Genomic DNA, 23,464 nt, shown 5'->3' on the forward strand with positions numbered 1-23,464 from the left:
GGGACGTTTCCTTGATGCAGTAGGCTCAACGCATCAGTGCAAGGCAAGCCTCCGCAAGGGTATTTCGCGGTGCCTAATCTTGTGGATTGCGGGGAACGATATGGGCGCGGACCATGGTGGCAGCTATTGGTGCATTTTAGATCGGGACAACGGGGACAATATGACGAACGTGCAGTGGGACAAGGTGAAATCGGACATGCGTGCAGCCATTGGCGCAGGCAACTACAAGAGTTGGATTGAACCGCTCACACTCGTGACAGCTGCTGAAGGCGTTGCACGTCTTGGCGCACCCAGCCCATTTGTTGGCGACTACGTCGGCAAGACCTATGGCGATCAAATCATCTATCACCTTAACCGTCACGGTATGGCGGTTCAGCGCTTGGCGTTTGATGTTGAAGGTGCTGCCAACACCCCAGTTCAACCCGCCGCTAAACCGGCTCAGGCTAAACCAGCGAATGCCCAAGCAGATGCACAGCCTGACCAACGTTTCACATTCGACAGCTTCGTCGTCGGTAAGCCGAACGAGCTCGCCCATGCTGCCGCAAAACGCGTTGCTGAAGGCGGCCCTACCACGTTCAACCCGCTTTTCCTTTATGGCGGCGTTGGCTTAGGTAAGACGCACTTGATGCACGCTATCGCACACGAGCTTGGCGAAAAGCGCCCTGACCTCAACGTCCTTTATGTATCCGCTGACCAATTCATCTATCGCTTCATTTCCGCTCTGCGCGATCGCAAGATGATGGACTTCAAACAGCACTTCCGCTCCGTGGATGTGTTGATGGTCGATGACATCCAGTTCTTAGAGGGCAAAGAATCAACGCAGGAAGAGTTCTTCCACACGTTCAACGCACTCGTTGACCTCGGCAAGCAAATCATCATTTCCGCCGACCGCGCACCGGGCGAAATTCGTGACTTGTCAGAGCGCATCAAATCCCGTCTGCAGTGTGGCCTCGTGGTCGACCTGCACCCGACGGATTACGAACTCCGCCTCGGCATCCTTCACGCCAAGCAAGAGATGTTCGTCAACGTCTACCCTGGCGTCGAAATCGCAACGGGCGTTCTCGAATTCCTCGCGCACCGGATTTCCAGCAACGTCCGCGTTCTTGAAGGCGCATTGAACCGCCTTTACGCGCTCGCGTCCCTCGTCGGCCGCACCGTGTCCGTTGAAATGGCACAGGATTGCCTGTCCGACATTCTGCGTGCCTCTGATCGCAAGCTCACCATCGAAGAAATCCAACGCAAAGTGTCCGAACACTACGACATTCGCTTGTCCGATATGCTTGGCCCAAAGCGCACGCGCACGTTGGCCCGCCCACGTCAGGTTGCAATGTGGTTGTGCAAACAGCTCACCAGCCGCAGCTTGCCTGAAATCGGCCGCAAGTTCGGCAAACGTGACCACACCACAATCATGCACGGCGTGCGCAAAATTGATGAATTGCGCCAATCTGACAGTCAGATTGCCGATGATCTGGAAATGCTGCGCCGCGCACTCGAAGACTAGGCATTAAACCCTTGTGGATGGGCTGAAATCCGCTAGTTTTGGCGTCCCGACATCTTGCGGGCATCACTAGCGGAGACAGGCCATGAAACTCAGCATCGAACGCGCAACACTGCTTAAAGCCGTGGCACAAGCTCAATCCGTTGTGGAACGCCGCAACACGATCCCGATCCTCGCGAACGTCTTGATCGAAGCAGAGGGCGCCGAGGCAACATTCCGCGCGACAGACCTCGACATCGAAGTCGTCGACAAAGCCGCAGCCGTGGTTGAACGGGCAGGGGCCACAACGGTCTCCGCCGTGACGCTGAACGAAATTGTTCGCAAACTTCCTGACGGCGCGCTTGTGACGCTGACAGAAGACAGCGCATCAGGCCGTTTGACGATTGAAGCAGGCCGTTCCAACTTCTCACTCGCGACTTTGCCCAAGGAAGACTTCCCTGTGATGGCAACGTCTGATTACGCTGCGAACTTCGCGTGCAAGGCTCCGGTTCTACGCCGCCTGTTCGATAAATCCAAATTCGCGATCTCGACCGAGGAAACCCGCTACTACCTCAACGGTGTCTACATGCACGTGTCCGAATCCGATGGCGGCAAAGTTTTGCGCTGCGTCGCAACAGATGGCCACCGTCTGGCGCGCATCGACGCTGACCTGCCCGAAGGCGCGGAGGGCATGACAGGCGTTATCGTTCCACGCAAAACTGTTGGAGAATTGCGCAAACTTCTCGACGACGATGATATGGAAATCGCTGTGTCCGTGTCTGAAACCAAAATTCGTTTCGCCACGCCAGACATCACCCTGACGTCCAAAGTCATCGACGGCACCTTCCCCGACTACACCCGCGTGATCCCGCAGGGGAACACGCGCAAAATGGAAGTCGACGCCGCCGAATTCGCCAAAGCGGTTGATCGTGTTGCGACAGTTTCCTCTGAACGCTCTCGCGCTGTGAAATTGCAACTCGACGAAGACCGTCTAATCCTGTCCGTCAACGCACCAGACTCTGGCGCGGCGGAAGAAGAGCTCGTCGTGGCTTACGGCGACGAGCGTCTCGAAATCGGCTTCAACGCCAAGTACCTCCTCGAAATCGCATCCCAAGTGGACCGCGAGAACGCGGTATTCATGTTCAATTCATCTGGCGACCCGACCCTGATGCGCGAAGGCAATGACACCAGCGCGATCTACGTGGTCATGCCGATGCGGGTATAAGTGCTCGGTGCGCTTCACGTCTGAGAATTTGAAAAAGGGCCGCGCGTAATGTCGGCCCTTTTTCTGTCTCGGCTTACCCTCTCGCACTTCCGCTCGCACAAGCGCGCCAGTCTGGACCTCGACGGGCGCCCAGTCGCTATCTACGGCCCGAACGGGGCTGGCAAAACCAACATCCTTGAGGCCGTGTCGATCCTGTCACCGGGGCGCGGCCTGCGGCGCTCCAGTTCTGAGGACATGACCCGCCGCCCCGAAGCGCTCGGCTGGAAAGTCACTGCAGACCTGACGTCGCTGAGCCAAAACCACGAAATCGAAGCGTGGTCAGAAAACGGCGCGTCACGCCAAACCAAAATCGATGGTAAAGCCGCCGCTCAGGTCGCGCTGGGCCGCATCGGGCGCGTCCTTTGGCTTATCCCCGCGATGGACCGTCTTTGGATTGAAGGCGCTGAAGGCCGGCGCCGTTTCCTTGATCGTGCCACGCTATCGTTTGAACCCCTCCACGCCGAGGCGGTCCTGTCCTACGAAAAGGCCATGCGTGAACGGAACCGCCTCCTCAAAGACATGGTGCGCGATGCCCATTGGTACGCCGCCCTAGAACGCCAGATGGCTGAGTCCGGCGCACAGATCCATCGCAACCGAACCCATGCGCTTGATCTTCTGTCCACCGCTCAGGATGCCGCCGAAACAGCCTTCCCGACAGCAACGCTATCTCTCACGCACTCGGACCCTGCGTGCGACGCCCCAAAAGACCCAGACGCGCTGCTCTCAGCCTTCGCAGGCAACCGTTCTCGCGATATGGCCGCAGGACGCACCCTTATCGGCCCGCATCGCGCAGACCTCGGCGCAATATTTGCCGCCAAAGATGTCCCCGCTAAAGATTGCTCAACGGGCGAACAAAAGGCGCTGCTCATCTCCCTCATCCTCGCCAACGCCCGCGCTTTGGCCGATGATTTCGGCGCCCCCCCGATCCTTCTGCTCGACGAAGTTGCCGCCCATCTTGACGCTGATCGCCGCGCCGCGCTCTATTCTGAAATCACCACGTTGGGGGCACAGGCCTTCATGACGGGTACCGGACCCGAACTGTTCGCAGAGCTTGGTGAGTCCGCCCAATACGTCCACGTAACGGACGAAAATAGCGTTTCACAGACCACTCAAGCCTGACCTAACTTCACCCACAAAATATGGCCCAAATGCGTGACATTGCCGCGCCAAATCGCTATATATTGGGCAACTTAACAAAAAGGGTCCGCAATGACCGACGAGCAGAATACACCAGAAGAGTATGGCGCTGATTCCATCAAAGTTCTCAAAGGCTTAGAGGCGGTTCGAAAGCGTCCAGGCATGTACATCGGTGACACCGATGATGGCTCCGGTTTGCACCATATGGTCTACGAAGTCGTCGATAACGGTATCGATGAAGCTTTGGCAGGCCATGCGGACGCTGTGAACGTCAAAATTCATGATGACGGTTCTGTTTCTGTGTCTGATAACGGTCGCGGAATTCCTGTCGACATCCACAAAGAAGAAGGCGTTTCTGCCGCCGAAGTTATCATGACCCAGCTGCACGCTGGCGGTAAATTCGACAGCAACTCCTACAAGGTTTCCGGTGGTCTGCACGGCGTTGGCGTATCCGTTGTGAACGCCCTGTCTGACTGGCTCGAACTGCGCATCTGGCGCGACGGCAAAGAACACGTCGCACGGTTCGAGGGTGGCTATACAACCGAGTCACTCAAGGTCGTCGGTGAATGCGGTGATCGCACAGGTACCGAAGTGCGTTTCATGGCGTCCCTCGAAACATTCTCAAACCGCGAATATTCCTTCGAGACGCTGGAAAAGCGCCTGCGCGAACTGGCGTTCCTGAACTCCGGCGCACGCATTATCGTCACCGACGAACGCCCTGCCGAACATCTCAGCACAGAATTGTACTACGAAGGCGGCGTCAAAGAATTCGTCAAGTACATCGACCGTTCCAAGACCTCGATCTTGCCCGAACCGATCTACGTGATCGGCGAAAAGGACGACATCGGCGTCGAAGTCGCGATGTGGTGGAACGACAGCTACAACGAAATGGTGCTGCCCTTTACCAACAACATCCCGCAGCGCGACGGCGGCACGCACATGGCCGGCTTCCGCGCGGCCCTGACCCGCACCATCAACAGCTACGCGGCTTCCAGTGGCATCGCCAAAAAGGAAAAGATCAACTTTACAGGCGATGACGCCCGTGAAGGCCTGACCTGTGTTCTGTCCGTCAAAGTGCCGGACCCGAAATTCTCGTCCCAGACAAAAGACAAACTCGTCTCGTCTGAAGTGCGCCCCGCCGTTGAATCTTTGATGAACGAAAAGCTGGCCGAATGGTTCGAAGAGAACCCACAGATCGCCAAGGTCGTCGTCTCCAAAATTCTTGAGGCCGCCCACGCCCGCGAAGCCGCGCGCAAAGCCCGCGACCTGACGCGCCGTAAAACGGCGATGGATGTGAACTTCCTCGCAGGTAAGCTCAAAGATTGCTCTGAAAAAGACCCATCCAAAACCGAAGTCTTCTTGGTGGAGGGTGATTCCGCTGGTGGGTCCGCCCAAACAGGGCGTGACCGTCAAACGCAGGCCATCCTGCCGCTGAAGGGTAAAATCCTGAACGTTGAACGCGCGCGTTTTGACCGGATGCTCGGCTCTCAGGAAATCGGCAACCTCGTCATGGCGCTTGGCACTGGTATCGGGCGCGACGAATTCAACATCGAAAAACTGCGCTACCACAAGGTCGTCATCATGACCGATGCCGATGTTGACGGGGCGCACATCCGCACGCTGCTGCTGACGTTCTTCTTCCGGCAGATGCCGGAACTGATCGAACGCGGTAACCTCTACATCGCGCAGCCCCCGCTCTACAAAGTCAGCCGCGGCAAGTCCGAGGTGTACCTCAAAGACCAAGCCGCGATGGATGACTATCTGACCGAACAAGGTGTCGAAGGCGCGATGCTGCGTCAGGGCAATGGCGAAGAAATCATTGGTGCCGACCTGCGTCGCGTCGTCGATGAGGCTGGCCGCCTAAAGCGCGTACTCGATGCGTTCCCGACCCACTATCCACGTCACATCCTTGAACAAGCCGCCATCGCAGGCGCCTTCGTTTCTGGCGCGGTTGAGGCCGATTTGCAGGGCGTGGCTGACCGTGTTGCCGCGCGTCTTGATCTGATTGCCAACGAATGGGAACGCGGCTGGCAAGGCCGCATCACCCAAGACAAAGGCGTGCGTCTGACCCGCATCCTGCGCGGCGTCGAAGAAGTCCGCACGTTGGACGGCCCAATGTTGCGCGGCGGCGAGGCCCGCAAAACGGGATCCTTCACCCAGCACCTGCAAGAGGTCTACAACACGCCTGCAACGCTGATCCGTAAAGACCGTGTGCAAAACATTTACGGCCCTCTCGATCTGCTCAAGGCGATCCTAGAGGAAGGCGAACGCGGCTTGTCGCTTCAACGCTACAAGGGACTGGGCGAGATGAACCCCGACCAGCTCTGGGAAACCACATTGGACCCAGACGCCCGAACGCTTCTGCAGGTTAAAGTCGAAGACGTTGCCGAAGCCGACGACCTGTTCACCAAGCTGATGGGCGACGTCGTTGAACCGCGCCGCGAGTTCATCCAAGACAACGCGTTGAATGTGGAACACCTCGACTTCTAAAGTCGGCGGCGTTCTACATATCGACCATTTGCGCAACTTCGACAGACCCACTGCCATCGACAACCATTGGGTTTCCTTTGGCGTGGGCGCAGGCGGACGCATAGTCTGCCGCTTCAATCACCGTGTATCCTGATACAGGGTTAGCACCGCCATTCTCGACATGACCATCTGCGCTTACGGTGTGCGATTGGCCAACAGGTGCCCCGCCGTCAACTGTTGCAGCCCCCAGCGTTTCATACCACGCGGCCCAAGCAGCCATCGCCTTCGCACCCTCTTCGGGTGTCTCTGGCATTCCACCACCGTGGTAAACGAATAGGAATTTAGGCATTTCAAGTCCTCCCAAACATGAAGAACTCCATTGAACACCCATTTGCCCGAGTCGCGCAAGCGTCGCAGCCTAACCCGCAGCTGGTCCCACATGGATTTCACCACGCTCTTTGGCGAGCGCGATCTGCTTCTGACGCTCGCGGAACCGTTCTTTGTCTGCGTCGCTGGTCTCCCCAGCGCATTGGTGACACGACACGCCGTGCTCATACGTGGAAAGGTTCTTATCATCTGGCATCAATGGGCGACGGCAGGCGAAGCACAGCTCATGAGGGCCTTCTTCCAAGCCGTGCCCAACCGAAACACGCGCATCAAAAACAAAGCACGACCCATCCCAAGTGCTCTCGTCCTGTGGGACCTCTTCAAGGTATTTCAGGATCCCGCCTTTCAGGTGATAAACGTCCTCAACCCCTTGCCCCAGCAAGTAGTTCGTCGATTTTTCACAGCGAATGCCACCTGTGCAAAACATCGCAATCCGCTTATTATGAAAGCGGTCTTTGTTGGCTTCCCACCATGCAGGGAACTCGCCAAAACTCTTGGTTTCAGGGTCTATTGCACCATCAAACGTGCCAATCGCGACTTCATAATCGTTGCGCGTATCAATCACCGCCACGTCCGGAGACGTGATCAGCTCGTTCCAATCTTCAGGTGCCACGTAGTTCCCGACATTTGCTGTCGGGTCGACATCCGGCTGCCCCATCGTCACGATCTCGCGCTTGATGCGCACCTTCATACGATTGAATGGCGCAACGCTCGCCACGCTCTCTTTCCACTCGAAATCCGCACAGCCGGGCAGGGCGCGAATATGCGCCAACACTCTATCAATTCCTGCACGTGGTCCCGCAATCGTCCCGTTGATCCCCTCAGGGGCCAGCAACAATGTTCCCATGACATCACCAGCCGCACAAACGGCCGCCAACGGACCCTTCAATTCAGCAGGGTCAGCGAAGGGGGTGAAATGATATAATGCAGCTACGGTATACATGGTGATCCAAATAAGGTCGTCATAATGAGAGCGCAAGCGCCTAGGTTTCGCACCGTCAGGCTTTGCCCCATCCATCCAAAACACCACCGAGTGCGTTCCAGTCTGTGTACTCGTGATCAGCGCTTAAATCGGCGTCAGGATCTTTCTGGGCGATAATGCGTCGCATTATGAATTTCGTGAACAGATCGTACTTCGACGGCACATAAGCACCAGCCACATGTGACACCGCGTTCGGTGCCCAGCCAGTCGCGCCCTCTAAATCGGCAACAATGTTGCTTAACCCTCGCCAGTCTTCCGGGTCATGCCCACCAGCCGCTAACGAAACCGACAGCAGAAGGTTGGGTAGGGCCTTTAGCACGTTGTCATTGTCAGAAACGAAATCAATCAAGGACGAACCATAGTGGCCGGAATGAACCGAAGCGACGAAAACCGCGCGATCAAATCGGTTGAGGTTTAGGTTTGTTGCGTCACTCATAGACATCAGCTCGACCGTATGCCCCGCATCTGCAAAACGATCCGCAGACCACTGCGCGATCTTGCACGACTGTCCTTGCCTTGATGCATACCCAACAAATATCTTCATCGGTGATCCTCCATTTTTCAGACGCCAACATTTCGCCCTGCCGTCGATCTTAATTAGCCTTATGCGTGGACCTTCGCTTTGACCTACGTCAAATCCCGTTGCACCCAAATCTTCAGCCCCTAGTGTGAACGCAACCCAGCACGCCGGAGTCCCAAATGTCCCACGCACTTCTTGTCATCGATGTCCAAAACGACTTTTGCCCAGGCGGCGCCCTTGCCGTTACCGGCGGCGATGAAATCGTCTCAGGCATCAACGCCCTCATGCCTGACTTCGACGCTGTGATACTGACCCAAGACTGGCATCCCGCTGGTCATTCATCCTTCGCCAGCACCCACAACGCCGATCCCATGAGCATGACTGAAATGCCTTATGGCCCCCAAGTCCTCTGGCCGGATCACTGCATCATCGGCACGGGCGGCGCGGCTTTCCACAAAGACCTGCAAGCAGACGCTGCCGATATGATCATACGCAAGGGCTATAACCCAGCCATCGACAGCTATTCCGCGTTCTTTGAAAACGACCACACAACACCCACAGGCCTGTTCGGATATCTGCAAACCCGCGGCATAGACACCCTCACACTGGTTGGCCTAGCGACAGATTTCTGCGTGAATTATTCCGCCGTAGACGCCGCCAACCTCGGCCTCAACGTCACCGTGCGCACCGACCTCTGCCGCGCGATTGATTTCGACAGGAGCTTGGACGCTGCGGTTGACGGGATGAAAGCGGCGGGGGTTTCGATCCGCGATTGATTGGAACGTCCTTCGAAATAAATCGGACGTCAAACTAGCCGCAAAGTAGCTCTAACCAAGATCGGAAAGATGGATGCCCACCCCACGCAACAGACGCAACTTCTTATACTACACGACGGCAGCTGTTGGCGCGGTGGGTGTCGTAGCCGCAGTCGGCGGGCTTGGAAAGGCCGTGGGGCCTTCGGCAGATCAGGAATATCAAGGCGAAGTTAAGATAGACTTCGCGGATCTGGAAGAAGGGCAGCAGATTACCATTTTATATCAAGGTCGCCCTCTGTTCTTGCGCCACAGAACGCAGTTGGAAATTGATCAAGCGCGCGCAACGCCGTTGGATGATCTAATTGATCGGCATAATCGATATGACTTTTACGGTCGAATGCACAACGGCGAACCTGCAACTGATCAGAGCCGTTCAATTGATCCTGAAGGTCGCTATGTGCTTTTTGTTGGCATTTGTACCCATCTGGGGTGTGTCCCGATAGGCGACGGCGCCGGAGACTTTAACGGCTGGTTTTGCCCCTGTCATAGTGCCCATTTTGATACGTCTGGCCGCACCCGTAAGGGCCCAGCGCCCTACAATTTGTATATCCCTCGATACGAATGGGACGGAGAAACGATCATTACCCTGCTTGACCCGTCTCGAGTGCCCCCAATGAGCGACGAGCAATTGGATCGCCTGATCTTCGGTTAAACACTTAGCTACGGCACCCGTAACGCCCAATTCCCGCCACACCCACCTGCTACTCAACCTAGAAGAGCAGTTAACAGGAGCCCAAAATGGCCCGTACCTACCTAAATATCTTCGCCCTCAGCGGCCTTTTCATCATTGGCCTAACCCTTTGGGCGTGGGGCCAACCATTGATCTGCACATGCGGTGACATCAAGCTTTGGGTGCCGACGATCTTTGACAGTGGCAACTCGCAACACATCGCGGATTGGTACACGCTTTCCCACATCCTGCACGGCGTTCTCATCGCGCTTTTGGGCCGTTTGGCGTTCCCGCGTTTCGGGTTCAATGGCGCATTTCTTGCGGCCATTGTCACTGGAATCGGCTGGGAAGTTATCGAGCACACAAACTGGGTGCTCGACGCATTCCGCGCGACAACAATCAACGCAGGCTATCACGGTGACAGCGTGCTGAACGCGGTTGCTGATTACGTCTTCATGATGGGCGGTTTCTTCGCGGCGTTCGCACTTCGCATCCCCGTTGTTCTTATCGGCGTGCTCGGTCTTGAACTCATCGCTGGGGTCTTTGGGCGCGATAACCTCACGCTCTCAACCATACAGCTGATCGCCCCGATTGACGCCATCGACACGTGGCAACAAGAGTTAAATCCAAACGCAGTTTCGTCCGAGTAAGCGTCCAAATATCCAAAAACCACGCAGGTAAGCTGAAGAAACGCCCACTTTATGGGCGTTTTGGTCGTTTTTGTTTCACTTTTAGAAACAATTCGGCGCAGAGTTGTGGGACGTAAACAAGGAGGACAATATGTCAAATGACAATAAGATTAGGCCCCCACTAACGGAACTGGATATCAACACGACTGCGGGCGGGTTCTACAATGGCTTTGCGACATCTGTCGCAGTGCCCGCTAAAATAATAATTTCTGCCCTCGTCGTTTGGGCGATTTTCTGGCCGGTTCAGTCTGGCGCAGTGCTAAACGGTTTCAACGGATTCATTCTGGGGAACTTTGCAGCGTGGTACATTTGGGTTGTGGCGTTTTTTGTTATCGTTTGTTTTTTGCTGGCGCTTTGGCCCGCGGCTGGACGGCTCAATCTAGGGCTTGATGGTGAGGGGCCAGAGTTCAGTAACTTCTCATGGTTCTCCATGATGTTTGGCGCCGGTATCGGTGTTGGCATGCTGACATGGGCTGTCGCCGAACCTGTGACACACTTTCAATCCAACCCTGAAACTATCATGGGGCTCACCACGGGCGGCACCGAAGATAACATTCGGATGGCCTATAAATGGTCGTTCCTGCATTGGGGTCTTGGCGCATGGGCCTGTTATGCAATCTGCGGTCTGTCATTGGCATTCTTCAGCTACCGTCGCGGTCTGCCCCTCACGATCCGTTCTGGCCTGACCCCTTTGTTTGGTTCCAGCCTCGCGGGTATTTTGGGTCACATCATCGACATCGTAGCTGTGGTCGCGACCATTCTGGGCGTTGCACAAACGCTTGGCTTTGGCGTGGATCAGTTCGTCGCTGGCCTAACTCGGATCGGCATTGGTGGTTTGACGGATGCAGAAGGTGCCGCCTCGACATTCGGTATCATTGTCGCCCTTCTGATCATCATGGGTGCATCCACATTGTCCGCGCTATCTGGCGTTGGCAAAGGTATCAAATGGCTGTCCAACATCAACATGGTGCTGTCCATTATCCTGCTGGGTTTCTTCATCATCTTTGGCGCGACGTTCTTTGGGTTCAATGCCATGTTCATCGGCATCTGGGATTATCTTATCGCCCTTCCAGAACTGAGCTTTAATGTCTTCCGTTCTGATGGCGTTGAAGGTTCTGAATCCTTCCTGCTGGCACAGTGGCAGGGCTGGTGGCCTGTATTCTACTGGGCTTGGTGGATCGCATTTGCACCCTTCGTTGGTCTGTTCCTCGCACGTATTTCACGCGGCCGCACCATTCGCGAGTTCGTGCTTGGTGCGATGATCGTTCCTGCGTTGATGTGCTTTGTTTGGTTCGCATGGGCAGGCGGCACCGCCATTGACCTCGAACTCAACGGTGGCGCAAATGGCGTGATCTTTGATGCCAGCAACGGCGACAAAATCTTTGCGATGACTAACTTTATGTTGGCGGACATCAGCGCGATTTTGTCTTGGGCGATGACTGTCATGATCGTTGTCTTGTTGATGACGTTCCTTGTGACCTCTGCTGACTCTGCTGTTTTGATCGTGAACACGATTAACGCTGCGGGCGATGAAGGTCCGAAGGCACGCCCACACATTCTGTTCTGGGGTGCGGCACTGGCGTTCGTTGTGGCCGGCTTGTTGATCTCGGGCGGAACCACAGCGATCCAAACCGCGATGGTTATTGGCGCACTGCCGTTCTCGATTGTGATGGCACTGATGGCCATTGCTTTGCTCAAAGCGGTCTACAACGACAGCCGCCGCGAACAGGCTGGTGTTCCAATGACGCACGATAAGATCGAAGGCGCGACAGGCAATGGTCTGCCTTCTGGTCTTGACGGCACGCCAGCGGAATAAACACGCTAGATTACGAACCCTAAAAGGGCGTTGCAGTGGCGGCGCCCTTTTTCTTTGCTTCCCTCTCGGGCGCAGCCTTGATTTAACAGGGCAAGACAAAAGGAAATTCAAAATGGTCGATATCGCAACACGGGTTTGGAACCACAAATGGAAGATCGACCCGATCGTCCGCTCCCTCATCGATACCGACTTTTATAAATTGCTGATGTGCCAATCGGTGTTTCGCAATAAGCCCGATACCCAAGTCACATTCTCGCTGATCAACCGCACCAAATCCGTACGCCTCGCCGACCTCGTTGACGAGGGCGAATTACGCGAACAACTGGATCACGTCCGTTCCCTCTCGCTGTCCCGTGGCGAAAGCACATGGATGCGCGGCAACACGTTCTACGGCAAACGCTCCATGTTCTCACCTGAATTCATGGACTGGTTCGAAAACCTGCGCCTCCCGCCCTACCACCTCGAAAAACGCGACGGCCAATACGAGCTCACATTCGAGGGCTCATGGCCCGAAGTCATGCTCTGGGAAATCCCCGCCCTCGCCATCATCATGGAACTGCGCAACCGCGCCGTGCTGGGCACCATGGGCAGGTTCGAACTCGAAGTCCTCTACGCGCGCGGCATGACCAAGCTCTGGGAGAAGGTCGAAAAACTCCGCCCCCTCGACGGCCTGCGCGTCGCGGACTTCGGCACCCGCCGCCGCCATTCCTTCCTGTGGCAAGACTGGGCCGTGCAAGCCATGCAGGAAGGGCTGGGCGATAACTTCGCTGGCACCTCCAACTGCCTCATCGCCAAGAACCGTGACCTCGCCGCGATCGGCACCAACGCCCACGAACTGCCCATGGTCTACTCCGCCCTCGCCAAAACCGACGAGGCGCTGTTCCAAGCCCCCTATGACGTGCTGGCCGACTGGCAGGACGAACACGACGGCAACCTGCGCATCATCCTGCCCGACACCTACGGCACGCAGGGCTTCCTTGATAACGCCCCCGACTGGCTGGCCGGCTGGACGGGCATTCGCGTGGATTCCGGTGACCCCGCAACCGCCGCCGAAACCGCCATTCAATGGTGGGAATCCCGTAATGAGGACCCGCGCGAGAAACTGGTGATCTTCTCGGACGGTCTGGACGCCGACAAAATCGTGACGCTCCACAACCAATTCAAATCCCGCTGCCAAGTCAGTTTCGGTTGGGGCACCATGCTCACCAATGACTTCAAAGGCCTGACGGAGGGCGACACCCTCGCCCCGTTCTCCCTCGTCTGCAAAGCCATATCCGCCAACGGTTCCCCCACCGTCAAACTCAGCGACAACCCCAACAAAGCCATGGGCCCCGCCGAGGAAATCGAGCGCTATAAACGGGTGTTCGGAGTCGGGGAACAGGAACGGGTGGAGGTTGTGGTTTAGATAGGCTAGCCAAAATCCAGCAAAAGGAAACACGATGGCAGATGAAGTAAAACCAGTATCGACATATTCCCCGAATAAAGAAACGATAAGCCAGCTATTGTCGATGACGGAGCCTTCAATTGTTGTTCCTGATTGGCAGCGAAATTACAGTTGGAAAACTGACCAAGTTGAAACTTTCTGGAATGACCTCGTTCGCTTTTCTGAGCGACAGACTGACAAAGTAAAGACAGAGTATTTCTTGGGATCTGTTGTTATTGTTCGGACTCAAGATGGCTTACTTAAGCTTTTAGATGGTCAGCAAAGGCTTGCCACTTCAGCCATTCTCATCTCTGTAATTCGAGACTACGTCAGCAAGCATAGCAAGGACGCGGCCGCACAACTTCAAAAGGATTACTTAGTTGGGTTCGATCACTTAGAGAACAAAACGGTTCATAAGCTCAGATTGAATATCTACGATCGGGATTTTTTCCGACAGCTTGTTCTAGATGAGAGAAACGCCGACTATAGTGAACCCGAACCGAAGATTTCATCTCACCACCTAATCTTGAACACTAGGAAGAAGTTCGAAGCTTATCTAGCCAAATTTGTAGAGGGGTTAGCGGCAGAAGATGGGGCTAAGAAAAGCCTTGGGCTTTCTCGATGCCTGCTTCGTCAAATGACCGTGATTGCAGTTCACTCAACAGACGAAGACAGCGCTGCGGATGTATTTGAAACACTCAATGATCGAGGGATTGGTCTTTCGACACCAGATTTGTTGCGAAACCTTGTTATTCGCCGAGCACCTGAAGGCCAGGAAGATACAGTCGTTGAACTTTGGAAAGACCTGATTTCTTTTGAGAATGATGCCCAAATCCAAAACTTTCTTCGCCACTATTGGGTGTCCCGATATGGAGATGTCAAAACCCAAAGCCTCTACCGTGAGATTAAGGGCGTAATTCTGGATAAAGACTTGGAAAGCGTTCGGTTATCGACGTCAATGAATACATCGTCAGACGTATATCGGCAAATTCTTGGCGCTAATACGTCATCGATGGCCCTCAACAAAATTCTTACTGAAGTTCTAGAGTACGGAAGCCGTGCTAGAATCTTACTTCCTACAATCTTGGCACTAATTGAAGTTGTTGGCGCTGAAGAGGCAACAGACCCTGTGCATTTAGTTCACAACGCTTTTGTTCGTTACTCAATAATTCGAAATCTTGAAAACAGCCCCTTCGAAAGCGCCATGTATGAAGCCGCTCGTGAATTGCATGAGAAAAAAGATGTTGCAGCATTTTGTGAAAAAATACGTGGGGTTGCTCCAGACGATGAATCTACTGAGGCCTCTTTCAGAGGGCTTTCAATCTCCCACAATGGCTCAAGACGCAATATCTTAAAGCGATTTGAGTTGAGTCTGCGGAAGACTGAAGAACTAGAAATCGCGGGAACAAAAGATGTTCACGTTGAGCATGTTTATCCTCAGAAGCCACTGGCAGGTGAGAAAATGGCGAATCATGATAGAGTTATCAACCGCATTGGCAATTTGACTTTGCTTTCAGCAAGGCTAAACCGCCAAATACAGAACGGAAATTTCGAGAGTAAGAAACCAGAGTTAGCGAAGTCAGAACTGTTAATGACACAAGAAATTGCGGTCAGAGATGATTGGAATGAAGAGGCAATCAATGAACGTCAGCACACAATGGCTTCCTTGGCGCCTGACCTCTGGCAGGTATAGCGCCTTCAATCCACCTTCCCCCTCAACGCCTTAACCTCCCCGCGTTTCTTCTTCGCATCCACGCGTTTGCGTTTTTGGTTCTGGGATACGCGAGTCTTTACCCGTCGTTTCGGGGCCACCAGTGCGGCGCGGATCATCTCGGCCAATCGTTCCCGCGCCAACTCCCGATTGCGGGCTTGGGAACGGGTGTCCTGCACGAACACCACGATCGCGCCATCAGACGTCCACTTGCGCCCCGCCAGCCGTTTTAGCCGCGTCTTGATCGGGCCGGACAACGCAGGGGATCGCGCCGCTTCAAACCGCAGCTCAACCGCCGTGCTCACCTTATTGACGTTCTGACCACCGGGCCCAGAGGCGCGCACGAAGCTCTCCGTCAGCTCCCAATCGCTAACCTCGATATTATCGTTGATCCTCAGTCCCATAGGGGCCCGCCCGTTTTGCTGCAAGAAATCTGTATATACGGGATATATACGGGATATATACGGCTTCTATACGGAATCTATACACGAAAAACCCATTAAAAAGGGCCGCCTCGTGTGAGTACGGCCCTTCGAAAGTTCAGGAGGTGTCGCCGGTTAGAGACGTCTCACCTATGCATTTACATGCCCAAGGGCTGCCCTAGACACATGCCTCCACAGTTGTCCCGACACACGCTTCCACTATCTTTCTAGACACTGGTACACCTCCTTTTCTGTTTCTGATGGTGATAGCAAAGCACAACATCTTGGGATCACCAAACAAAAAATGACGAGGGTTAGGGATTTCGTTGCAAACGTCCCACAATCAAGCGGAACGGAACGAGGGCGAGTAAGGCGATAGCGATCTTAACCAGCCAGTCCACAAAGGCCGTACCGACCCAACGTGTGGCGTCAAACCCAAACGGCGTGGCGACGACTTCGTTAAAGAAGTCCGTGTTATGATCCGCCCCAAGAAGCCCAACAGCCCCAGCCGAAAACGCAATCGTAAAGAACAAAGCCGTATCAACCGCCGAACCCACAAAACTAGACGCAAGCGGAGCGCGCCACCAATGGCCATCGCGAAGCTTGGAAAAGATAGCCACATCAAGGAGTTGCGCCGTCAAGAATGCAACGCCAGACCCGATGGCAACACGAAGTGTTACAGCAGGTGCAAGGAACGGATCATCGGCCGTGCCTAGGTTTACGCTAAATTGGCTGCCGATAAGCGAACACAGGATACCAACCACAAAGCCCGTAAAAACCACTTTACGGGCGGTTTGTGCCCCATAGAGGCGGTTCGTGACGTCCGTCACAAGGAATGCGATTGGATAAGTAAATGCACCCCAAGTCAGCCAATCGCCAACGAAGAATTGCACAAGAATGTTAGATGCCACCACAACGATGGCCATGGCGAGAACGCCTGGAAGTATTTTGGTCATTTTATCAATCCGTTTTGACAAGGTAGTCGGACACTTGGCCCTTCAGAATAAAGGACGCCGCCCTAATGGGGGGCGGCGTTTCTTTTGTCAAACGGTCTGTGTCTTATTCGCTTTCCGCGACGGCTAAACATTGTCCGGGTAGTCGCGCCATTGTCACAGGACCGCGTGGGGTGCTGGGGGTCGCGTTCGGGTTTGGCGGCGGTGGGTTCAGGATATTGTTGACCCAAGTTTGCGCATCAGCACAGCCATCACCCGCTGGTGGCGGCGCTTGGTCTTCGCATCCAGTGGCCCCAGCAGGGCAGCGTAAACGGACGTGGAAATGGTAATGGTGCCCGTACCAAGGGCGAATGCGGTTCAGCCAGGCACGATCACCAGTTTCCCAATTGCACATCGCAACTTTTGCACCCGGAAATACGAAAATCCGTGCGGTGCGCGGGTCGCTAGCAGCGGCGCGCAGCAGTTGCATATGCTCTTCGGTCCAGCTTGAATTCGTGAACGCACCACGTTCGCGGCGCATAGAGATCGAGGACAGATTTTCGCGTTCTTGTCGCGTCAGGTCCAAACGGTCTGGTTGCAGCATCCAGATATCGATGTCCAAGCCAGATTGGTGGCTGGCATGCCCAGTCAACATCGGGCCGCCACGTGGTTGACTCATATCGCCGACGTAAAGACCTTCCCAACCATCCAGTGTCGCAGCAAAACGGCTCAGGTCTTGTACGTAATCAACGGTGTTCGGCTGCGCCCAGTTGCGATTGCGCGACAAGCGCATCGCTTGCCAAGTCGGGCCTGTTTCTGGAAGCTGCACAGCTCCAGCCTGACAACCACGTGCGTATCCACCAAACGGTTCGGAGCGTTGATCGGACGCTGTCGGAATGTATCCGAACACCTCTTTTGCAGAGCGATTGTCGTTGGCATTTTGCGTGGACATAACAGCGGCAGGGGATGTTGTATTGCCCGGCACATCGCTGCGTTGCACGTCTGAATTGCGGCAGCTTGCGGTCAACGCAAGCGCGGCAATCGTCAGGCCAAGTTTGAAAATACGCGTTCTGGTCAGGTTTCCCATTCGTCCCGATCTCCTTCTGGCTTTACCCATCTTAACAAAAACAACCCCGCGAGGAAAAGGAAGATAACGGGGAGGAAGCCCAATTGGTTGTTACTGGTCAAATACGTGAACAGCGTAATGAACGCCGGCGCTAGAAATGCTGTGGCTTTCCCAGACAATGCGAACAAACCGAACGCTTCAGCGGGGCGGTCAGGGTGGGTATGGCGGACCATCATGGATCGGCTGGATGCGTACACCGCGCCCCCAGCGCCCCCGATAACTGCGCCACAGACAAAGAAGATAGTGTCTGGAAGGGACGACCCTTCGGCCAGTGGCATTCCAAACAGCTGCTCACGCGACATGCCGACGATGATGATGCTTACGACGATCAGTGCCCAAACAGATATTCGAATTACTGGCTTTGGGCCCATCCGTTGGTCTGCCTTCCCAGCAAGCCATGTGGTGATCGCCGCAGCGATTGCCGCGATTATGCCGAAGATGCCGATGTCGATTGTCTGCCAGTCCAGCACCAAGGCCGCATAAACGCCGCCAAATGCATAAAGCGCGTTCAGTGCGTCACGGTAAAACATGGATCCGATCAGGAAGTTCAACAGGCTTTTGCGGTCTTTAACAGACTTCAACGTTTCCCAAAGCTCTCCGGAGACGGCACCGATACTGGTCGGCTTGCCGCCAAGTTTCGGATCGTCACGTACCCATAGCCAAAACGGGATCATAAAGATCGCGAACCAAATCGCGATGAACGGTCCAACGGACCGCGTGCCTTCTCGCATTTCAGGGTCCAGCCCAAACAACGGAGCAGTCCCCAATAAGGTAACACCTTGATCGTTTTCGGCGAGAAGCAACAGCATGATGAACAGCGCGCTTACGCCGCCCCAATACCCGAACGCCGCGCCCGATCCGCTGATCCGCCCGATTTCTTCTTTGCTGCCAAGGCTCGGTAAAATCGCGTTCGTGAAGTTCAGCGCACTCTCTGCGGCGAAGAACCCGACATAGAAGACCACCAGTATCCACATGACATTCGCACCATCCGGCGTCAGCCCCCACAGCATCGCGGTGGCAACCACATAGATGATTGAAAAGAACGCAATCCACGGCATCTTGCGCCCTGAATTGTCAGCAAACGCACCAAGGAACGGTGCGGTAAATGCGATGAATAGACCAGCAACTGTTTGCCCGCCTGACCAAAGGCTTTGCGCATTCGCTTTCGCTGCTTCGGCATCCGATCCGTTGGACAGGAAGTATTCCGCAGCGGTGACTGCAAAATATGGGCCGAAAATAAAGGTTAAACCCAGCGTGTAAAACGGCTGCGATGCCCAATCAAAGGCCATCCAGCCCCAAATACGTTTCTTGGATACAGTAGACATTCGCGCTCCCTTATTCCCTGAAACAGATAAGACAGGCAAAGGCGTGGTCTGGCAATGGTCGCGTTACGTCTTGTTCAACTCAGGCGGCCAAATCCGCGTCGCTTCGGCGTCGATCCAGTTGGTTACCCATTGCGCTGGTTCGGGTCGCGGTGCGGTGATGTTAAGCGCTTTGATCAGCTCTTGCGTCGGAACCGCGCGCCCCTTTGATACGACGGCAGTGCGGAACAACACATTGCTCGCGCATTCGCCGTTCATCTTGAACATGCCCTGTTCGATATAAACAAACCGCTCATCCCACGTGGAAATGCGCGTGCGTGTTTCATACTTTTCAAACGGAGTAATACGCTTGCGATATCGGATCGATGTGCCTGCGACGGTCAGGCCCCAGCGCCGTTTTTTCAGCAACGCCCAAAGCCCCATGCGGACAGCCGCTTGAAAGCGCCCCATCTCATAAAGCGTCAAAATACGACCGTTGTTCATCTCACCAAAGATATCACAATCGACCAAGCGGCAACGATGCTGAGAGACATGCATGTCCAGCGGATTCATCGAGGGCATTTTGCGTGCTGAAAACAAAGTCCAGCCAAGGCGTAAAAATGGATACATGCAACCTACAGACGATTAAGTGACGTTAACGTCAAGTGGTGACGCAACGGAAAGTTTACGGCGAAAGTCATTGCCCTTTAACCCCTGCATGCTTACCTCTCTGAAAACCAGTTTGAGGACTTGCTATGGCATCGCTACTTGAAATCTTACTAATGATCATCGGCGTCGCCCGCCTGTTCATTTTTGCGCACTTCATCATGTCATGGCTGATCCAGTTTGAAGTTCTCAATCTACGCCAGCAATTCGTTGCCCAGCTTTGGTACGGATTGTCCCGCCTGCTTGAGCCGATCTACGGTCCGATCCGCCGTATTCTTCCGCAGATGAGCGGTATTGATCTATCCCCGTTGGTTGCCCTTCTTGGCCTCGAAGCGATCCGTATTGTGCTAACCAATCAACTGATCGCGATAGGCTAACACTTGCCCCGAGCGGCCCCCTGTGATTCTTTGCGCGCAACCATGCCACTCAAATTACAGGGACCAATATGAGCGCTGCCACGCTTCTTCGCGACGTCTTCGGCTTTGACGGTTTCCGTCCGGGCCAACAAGAGATCGTTGAGGCGGTTACCGACGGCAAAAACACTCTCGCGATCATGCCGACGGGTGGCGGTAAATCCCTATGCTTCCAACTTCCGGCGTTGGTTCGTGATGGCGTAACGGTCGTGATCTCCCCGCTCATCGCCCTCATGCGCGATCAAGTGCGTGGACTGAAAGAGGCTGGTGTAGTTGCGGGTGCGCTCACATCCGGAAACACCGAAGAAGAGACCGATGAGGTTTGGCGTAACCTGGAAAACGGTACGCTAAAGCTTCTCTATATTGCCCCAGAACGCCTCGCGTCAAACGGTGCGCAACGGATGTTGCGGCAAGCCGGCGTGTCGATGATTGCCGTGGACGAGGCGCATTGTGTTTCTCAATGGGGGCACGATTTCCGCCCAGATTATTTGCGTATCGGTGATCTACGTCGCGATCTTGATGTCCCGCTTGCAGCCTTTACCGCCACGGCAGATGCCGAAACCCGCGATGAGATCGTCGCCAAACTATTCGGGGATCATCCCCCGGAAATTTTCCTACACGGATTTGATCGCCCCAACATCCACCTCGCGTTTGCAGCCAAAGACGGTCCGCGCGCCCAGATTCTGAACTTCGCCAATGTCCGTCGTGAACAAGCAGGCATCGTTTACTGCGGGACGCGTGCCAAAACCGAAACGCTGGCCAAAGCGCTGCGCGACGCTGGCCATTCAGCATGTCACTATCACGGTGGAATGGAAGCCGATGATCGTCGGCACGTTGAGCGCCGATTCCAGCAGGAAGACGGTCTGATCGTCTGTGCGACAATCGCGTTCGGAATGGGCATCGATAAACCAGATATCCGCTGGGTCGCCCACGCTGATCTGCCTAAATCTATTGAATCCTACTACCAAGAAATCGGTCGCGCTGGGCGTGACGGTGCGCCCGCTGAAACCCTCACTCTGTTTGGCCCTGATGACATTCGTTACCGCCGACAACAAATTGACGAGGGCCTTGCGCCACCAGAACGCCGCGAAGCAGATCACGGTCGCCTGAATGCGCTCCTCGGGCTTGCCGAAGCACTACACTGTCGTCGCCAAAACCTGCTTTCGTATTTTGGCGAAGATCCAGCCCCCTGCGGTCACTGCGACCTTTGCGACAAACCCGCGGATGTTTTCGATGGAACGACGCCGGTTCGCATGGCTCTGTCTGCTGCTTTGCGAACTGAAGAACGGTTCGGCGCGGGGCACCTCATCGATATCCTGCAAGGCAATATGACGGAAAAGGTTGCCCAGCGTAGTCACGACCAACTACCGACATTTGGCGTCGGCAAAGAATACAGCCGCGTTCAATGGCAGGCGATCTTTCGACAAATGATGGGCCATGACCTTATGCGCCCAGATGCGGAACGCCACGGTGCGCTGCGGATGACGCAAAAAGCGCGCCCGATATTGAGAGACGAGGCAACCATCGACCTTCGCCGTGACACAATCAAATCGGCCAAATCCGGCCCCAAGATCAAACAAATGGTGTCCGAAGAAGATGCGCCATTGTTGTCCGCGCTCAAGGCGAAACGCCGCGCATTTGCGGAACAGCTTGGCGGGCCGGCCTATATAGTTTTCAACGACAAAACCCTCATTGAAATGGCGGAAAAACGCCCCGCGACGCTGGACGACATGGCCCGTATTGGCGGTGTCGGCACCAAGAAGCTCGACAGCTATGGCGCGGCATTTTTGGAGGTCATCAACGGCGAGGCAGAAGCCCTCCATCCGAAACGCCAAAAACTCGCAGGGCGAACTGAAGGCACGATTTACGATCGCCTCCTCGAAGTACAGGCTGACCTTTCACGCGGGCCCGAAGGCACGGACAAGCCCATGTCCTGCTCCGCGTCGCAACTCGCCAAGGTCGCCAGCCAAAAGCCAAGCGATGTTCAATCAATTACCCGCCTACTCGGGGACCGCCACGCGGACCGCTTTGGAACCGCATTTCTTTCGGTGCTACGTGATGTTTAATCAAAGGACTTAGCCGCTTATGTTAACCGTTATTTCCCCTGCTAAATCTCTCGACTGGGACCCAGTTGATATTGCTGCGACAGACCCTGAATTTCAGGACGACGCTGTTCGCTTGGCAAAGACTTCGCGGAACCTAACGCTCGGGGCATTAAAGGATCTGATGTCGATCTCCGACGACCTTGCCCGACTAAACCGCGACCGGTTCAAAGCATTCGAGGAAGCGCCGTTACCTGATCGCGTTAAACCGGCTGCGTTGGCGTTCAATGGCGACACGTACCAAGGGTTAGAAGCCAAGACGCTGAACGAAGCAGACTTGGCCTATGCACAAAACAAACTGCGCATTTTGTCGGGTCTTTACGGGCTATTGCGCCCGCTCGATGCGATCCAACCTTATCGATTGGAAATGGGCAGTCGTTTGAAAACGCGTCGTGGAAAATCGCTCTATGATTATTGGGGTACCACGCTGTCCAAGGCGTTGAATGCACTTGGAGAGGAAAACGGCACGGATACCTTGGTCAACTGCGCCAGTCAGGAATATTTTGGGGCCGCGGATACTAAGGCACTAAAGCTGAATGTCCTCACGCCGGTCTTTATGGAAGTCAAAGACGACCGCCCACGTATCGTAAGCTTCTTTGCCAAACGCGCTCGCGGTGCCATGGCGCGACATATTATTGAGAACCGCGTGTCATCATTTGACGGGATCAAAGATTTTTCCGCGGGTGGATACGCATTCGACTCCGACCTCTCAACCGAAGGCAAACCTGTTTTCTTACGTGACTACCCCGACCCGACAGCAGGTTAGCGGCACTAACAGGGTCTGGACCGCGCCGTTGCGTCAGGCTGACGTCACAGCGCGGTTCAATAAGCTAACCTAACTTACGGTTCGCGACCGTTAGATCGCGCATCGTTTCCCCGCCTGTCAGATGCGTCCAGATGCGAAAGATTGCCATAACATCACTTTCCTGATTGATTTCATCAGCATGTGTTTCGCTTAACTTCATCACAGGCACATCGTTGTTTTCTTGGATCATTTGTAAACCCTCTCGGCAATCGCGTTGACTGCCCCCACGTTAAGAAATTGACCGTAGATATCTTTCTAAATTCCTAATGAGGGTCATGTTCATCTCTGGCATTTAATATAATCTCATACCAGTTATTCGCCGCATCGACGGCGTGTT

The 23,464-nt window shown here is 54.8% G+C and carries 22 protein-coding genes; 13 read left to right on the top strand and 9 right to left on the bottom strand.

Translation table 11 applies throughout. From position 1 onward, the window contains the following. Window positions 1–160 precede the first annotated feature (160 nt). From dnaA to gyrB, 4 genes are all read left to right on the top strand, one after another. Complete coding sequence (gene dnaA, locus OSB_RS00005) at window positions 161–1,501, top strand: chromosomal replication initiator protein DnaA (protein WP_049835974.1); 1,341 nt, start codon at window positions 161–163, stop codon at window positions 1,499–1,501. 82 nt (window positions 1,502–1,583) lie between these two features. After that, the gene (gene dnaN, locus OSB_RS00010; protein WP_049833054.1) at window positions 1,584–2,702 is read left to right on the top strand and encodes a DNA polymerase III subunit beta; all 1,119 of its coding nucleotides are present in this window, start codon (window positions 1,584–1,586) and stop codon (window positions 2,700–2,702) included. A gap of 48 nt (window positions 2,703–2,750) precedes the next feature. Then, window positions 2,751–3,860 carry a DNA replication/repair protein RecF gene (recF, locus tag OSB_RS00015; protein WP_049833055.1) on the top strand — a complete coding sequence of 370 codons (1,110 nt, stop codon included), beginning with the start codon at window positions 2,751–2,753 and terminating at the stop codon, window positions 3,858–3,860. A 90-nt stretch (window positions 3,861–3,950) separates the two neighbouring features. Beyond that, on the top strand, window positions 3,951–6,368 hold the full coding sequence (gyrB, locus tag OSB_RS00020; RefSeq protein ID WP_049833056.1) for a DNA topoisomerase (ATP-hydrolyzing) subunit B: 2,418 nt from the start codon (window positions 3,951–3,953) through the stop codon (window positions 6,366–6,368). A 13-nt stretch (window positions 6,369–6,381) separates the two neighbouring features. Here gyrB and OSB_RS00025 read toward each other — a convergent pair whose 3' ends face one another. The 3 genes from OSB_RS00025 to OSB_RS00035 all read right to left on the bottom strand — a co-directional run bounded on the left by OSB_RS00025 (window position 6,382) and on the right by OSB_RS00035 (window position 8,260). Further along, a complete protein-coding gene (locus OSB_RS00025; protein WP_049833057.1) occupies window positions 6,382–6,696 on the bottom strand; it encodes a hypothetical protein in 315 nt (104 codons plus the stop codon). Window positions 6,697–6,765: 69 nt separating this feature from the next. After that, on the bottom strand, window positions 6,766–7,677 hold the full coding sequence (trhO, locus tag OSB_RS00030; RefSeq protein ID WP_049835975.1) for an oxygen-dependent tRNA uridine(34) hydroxylase TrhO: 912 nt from the start codon (window positions 7,675–7,677) through the stop codon (window positions 6,766–6,768). Between the two features lie 55 nt (window positions 7,678–7,732). Further along, window positions 7,733–8,260: a flavodoxin domain-containing protein gene (locus tag OSB_RS00035; protein WP_049833058.1), complete on the bottom strand. Its 528-nt coding sequence runs from the start codon at window positions 8,258–8,260 to the stop codon at window positions 7,733–7,735. A gap of 155 nt (window positions 8,261–8,415) precedes the next feature. Here OSB_RS00035 and pncA point away from each other — a divergent pair, with 155 nt between their 5' ends. From pncA to OSB_RS00065, 6 genes are all read left to right on the top strand, one after another. Further along, complete coding sequence (pncA, locus tag OSB_RS00040) at window positions 8,416–9,012, top strand: bifunctional nicotinamidase/pyrazinamidase (RefSeq protein ID WP_049833059.1); 597 nt, start codon at window positions 8,416–8,418, stop codon at window positions 9,010–9,012. A 73-nt stretch (window positions 9,013–9,085) separates the two neighbouring features. Further along, window positions 9,086–9,703 carry a ubiquinol-cytochrome c reductase iron-sulfur subunit gene (gene petA, locus OSB_RS00045; protein WP_074202278.1) on the top strand — a complete coding sequence of 206 codons (618 nt, stop codon included), beginning with the start codon at window positions 9,086–9,088 and terminating at the stop codon, window positions 9,701–9,703. Between the two features lie 86 nt (window positions 9,704–9,789). Further along, the gene (locus OSB_RS00050) at window positions 9,790–10,371 is read left to right on the top strand and encodes a DUF2585 family protein (protein WP_049833060.1); all 582 of its coding nucleotides are present in this window, start codon (window positions 9,790–9,792) and stop codon (window positions 10,369–10,371) included. Window positions 10,372–10,501: 130 nt separating this feature from the next. Beyond that, window positions 10,502–12,226: a BCCT family transporter gene (locus tag OSB_RS00055; RefSeq protein WP_049833061.1), complete on the top strand. Its 1,725-nt coding sequence runs from the start codon at window positions 10,502–10,504 to the stop codon at window positions 12,224–12,226. A gap of 112 nt (window positions 12,227–12,338) precedes the next feature. Continuing rightward, entirely contained in the window at window positions 12,339–13,631 is a 1,293-nt protein-coding gene (gene pncB / locus OSB_RS00060) for a nicotinate phosphoribosyltransferase (RefSeq protein WP_049833062.1), read from the top strand. Window positions 13,632–13,665: 34 nt separating this feature from the next. Further along, window positions 13,666–15,342, top strand: coding sequence for a DUF262 domain-containing protein (locus tag OSB_RS00065; RefSeq protein ID WP_049833063.1), 1,677 nt, complete (start codon window positions 13,666–13,668; stop codon window positions 15,340–15,342). A gap of 5 nt (window positions 15,343–15,347) precedes the next feature. On the opposite strand, the gene arfB is transcribed toward OSB_RS00065, so the two are convergent. From arfB to OSB_RS00090, 5 genes are all read right to left on the bottom strand, one after another. Continuing rightward, window positions 15,348–15,764 (bottom strand): alternative ribosome rescue aminoacyl-tRNA hydrolase ArfB, encoded by a 417-nt coding sequence (gene arfB, locus OSB_RS00070; protein ID WP_049833064.1) that lies wholly within the window; start codon window positions 15,762–15,764, stop codon window positions 15,348–15,350. Between the two features lie 332 nt (window positions 15,765–16,096). After that, window positions 16,097–16,738 (bottom strand): queuosine precursor transporter, encoded by a 642-nt coding sequence (locus tag OSB_RS00075; RefSeq protein WP_049833065.1) that lies wholly within the window; start codon window positions 16,736–16,738, stop codon window positions 16,097–16,099. Window positions 16,739–16,841: 103 nt separating this feature from the next. Next, window positions 16,842–17,801, bottom strand: a complete 960-nt coding sequence (gene mepA, locus OSB_RS00080) for a penicillin-insensitive murein endopeptidase (protein WP_082166396.1) — start codon at window positions 17,799–17,801, stop codon at window positions 16,842–16,844. Further along, the gene (locus OSB_RS00085) at window positions 17,789–19,165 is read right to left on the bottom strand and encodes an MFS transporter (protein WP_049833066.1); all 1,377 of its coding nucleotides are present in this window, start codon (window positions 19,163–19,165) and stop codon (window positions 17,789–17,791) included. Before OSB_RS00085 ends, mepA begins: the two co-directional genes overlap by 13 nt. A 63-nt stretch (window positions 19,166–19,228) precedes the next feature. Next, window positions 19,229–19,723, bottom strand: coding sequence for an acyl-CoA thioesterase (locus tag OSB_RS00090; protein ID WP_234967415.1), 495 nt, complete (start codon window positions 19,721–19,723; stop codon window positions 19,229–19,231). Between the two features lie 173 nt (window positions 19,724–19,896). Between OSB_RS00090 and OSB_RS00095 the strand changes: the two genes are divergently transcribed. The 3 genes from OSB_RS00095 to yaaA all read left to right on the top strand — a co-directional run bounded on the left by OSB_RS00095 (window position 19,897) and on the right by yaaA (window position 23,088). Further along, entirely contained in the window at window positions 19,897–20,184 is a 288-nt protein-coding gene (locus OSB_RS00095; RefSeq protein ID WP_049833068.1) for a YggT family protein, read from the top strand. A 68-nt stretch (window positions 20,185–20,252) separates the two neighbouring features. Continuing rightward, window positions 20,253–22,286 carry a DNA helicase RecQ gene (gene recQ / locus OSB_RS00100; protein WP_049833069.1) on the top strand — a complete coding sequence of 678 codons (2,034 nt, stop codon included), beginning with the start codon at window positions 20,253–20,255 and terminating at the stop codon, window positions 22,284–22,286. 19 nt (window positions 22,287–22,305) lie between these two features. Beyond that, on the top strand, window positions 22,306–23,088 hold the full coding sequence (yaaA, locus tag OSB_RS00105) for a peroxide stress protein YaaA (protein WP_049833070.1): 783 nt from the start codon (window positions 22,306–22,308) through the stop codon (window positions 23,086–23,088). 64 nt (window positions 23,089–23,152) lie between these two features. On the opposite strand, the gene OSB_RS16650 is transcribed toward yaaA, so the two are convergent. Further along, window positions 23,153–23,317, bottom strand: coding sequence for a hypothetical protein (locus tag OSB_RS16650; protein WP_158454095.1), 165 nt, complete (start codon window positions 23,315–23,317; stop codon window positions 23,153–23,155). Window positions 23,318–23,464: the final 147 nt, after the last annotated feature.

The organism is Octadecabacter temperatus (assembly GCF_001187845.1).
In the GTDB taxonomy this organism is placed as follows: Bacteria; Pseudomonadota; Alphaproteobacteria; order Rhodobacterales; family Rhodobacteraceae; genus Octadecabacter; species Octadecabacter temperatus.

Excerpts from the sequence above, each read along its gene's own strand:
- dnaA (WP_049835974.1), top strand. The coding sequence starts at position 161 with ATGACGAACGTGCAGTGGGACAAGGTGAAATCGGACATGCGTGCAGCC.
- dnaN (WP_049833054.1), top strand. The coding sequence starts at position 1,584 with ATGAAACTCAGCATCGAACGCGCAACACTGCTTAAAGCCGTGGCACAA.
- recF (WP_049833055.1), top strand. The coding sequence starts at position 2,751 with ATGTCGGCCCTTTTTCTGTCTCGGCTTACCCTCTCGCACTTCCGCTCG.
- gyrB (WP_049833056.1), top strand. The coding sequence starts at position 3,951 with ATGACCGACGAGCAGAATACACCAGAAGAGTATGGCGCTGATTCCATC.
- OSB_RS00025 (WP_049833057.1), bottom strand. The coding sequence starts at position 6,696 with ATGCCTAAATTCCTATTCGTTTACCACGGTGGTGGAATGCCAGAGACA.
- trhO (WP_049835975.1), bottom strand. The coding sequence starts at position 7,677 with ATGTATACCGTAGCTGCATTATATCATTTCACCCCCTTCGCTGACCCT.
- OSB_RS00035 (WP_049833058.1), bottom strand. The coding sequence starts at position 8,260 with ATGAAGATATTTGTTGGGTATGCATCAAGGCAAGGACAGTCGTGCAAG.
- pncA (WP_049833059.1), top strand. The coding sequence starts at position 8,416 with ATGTCCCACGCACTTCTTGTCATCGATGTCCAAAACGACTTTTGCCCA.
- petA (WP_074202278.1), top strand. The coding sequence starts at position 9,086 with ATGCCCACCCCACGCAACAGACGCAACTTCTTATACTACACGACGGCA.
- OSB_RS00050 (WP_049833060.1), top strand. The coding sequence starts at position 9,790 with ATGGCCCGTACCTACCTAAATATCTTCGCCCTCAGCGGCCTTTTCATC.
- OSB_RS00055 (WP_049833061.1), top strand. The coding sequence starts at position 10,502 with ATGTCAAATGACAATAAGATTAGGCCCCCACTAACGGAACTGGATATC.
- pncB (WP_049833062.1), top strand. The coding sequence starts at position 12,339 with ATGGTCGATATCGCAACACGGGTTTGGAACCACAAATGGAAGATCGAC.
- OSB_RS00065 (WP_049833063.1), top strand. The coding sequence starts at position 13,666 with ATGGCAGATGAAGTAAAACCAGTATCGACATATTCCCCGAATAAAGAA.
- arfB (WP_049833064.1), bottom strand. The coding sequence starts at position 15,764 with ATGGGACTGAGGATCAACGATAATATCGAGGTTAGCGATTGGGAGCTG.
- OSB_RS00075 (WP_049833065.1), bottom strand. The coding sequence starts at position 16,738 with ATGACCAAAATACTTCCAGGCGTTCTCGCCATGGCCATCGTTGTGGTG.
- mepA (WP_082166396.1), bottom strand. The coding sequence starts at position 17,801 with ATGGGAAACCTGACCAGAACGCGTATTTTCAAACTTGGCCTGACGATT.
- OSB_RS00085 (WP_049833066.1), bottom strand. The coding sequence starts at position 19,165 with ATGTCTACTGTATCCAAGAAACGTATTTGGGGCTGGATGGCCTTTGAT.
- OSB_RS00090 (WP_234967415.1), bottom strand. The coding sequence starts at position 19,723 with ATGCCCTCGATGAATCCGCTGGACATGCATGTCTCTCAGCATCGTTGC.
- OSB_RS00095 (WP_049833068.1), top strand. The coding sequence starts at position 19,897 with ATGGCATCGCTACTTGAAATCTTACTAATGATCATCGGCGTCGCCCGC.
- recQ (WP_049833069.1), top strand. The coding sequence starts at position 20,253 with ATGAGCGCTGCCACGCTTCTTCGCGACGTCTTCGGCTTTGACGGTTTC.
- yaaA (WP_049833070.1), top strand. The coding sequence starts at position 22,306 with ATGTTAACCGTTATTTCCCCTGCTAAATCTCTCGACTGGGACCCAGTT.
- OSB_RS16650 (WP_158454095.1), bottom strand. The coding sequence starts at position 23,317 with ATGATCCAAGAAAACAACGATGTGCCTGTGATGAAGTTAAGCGAAACA.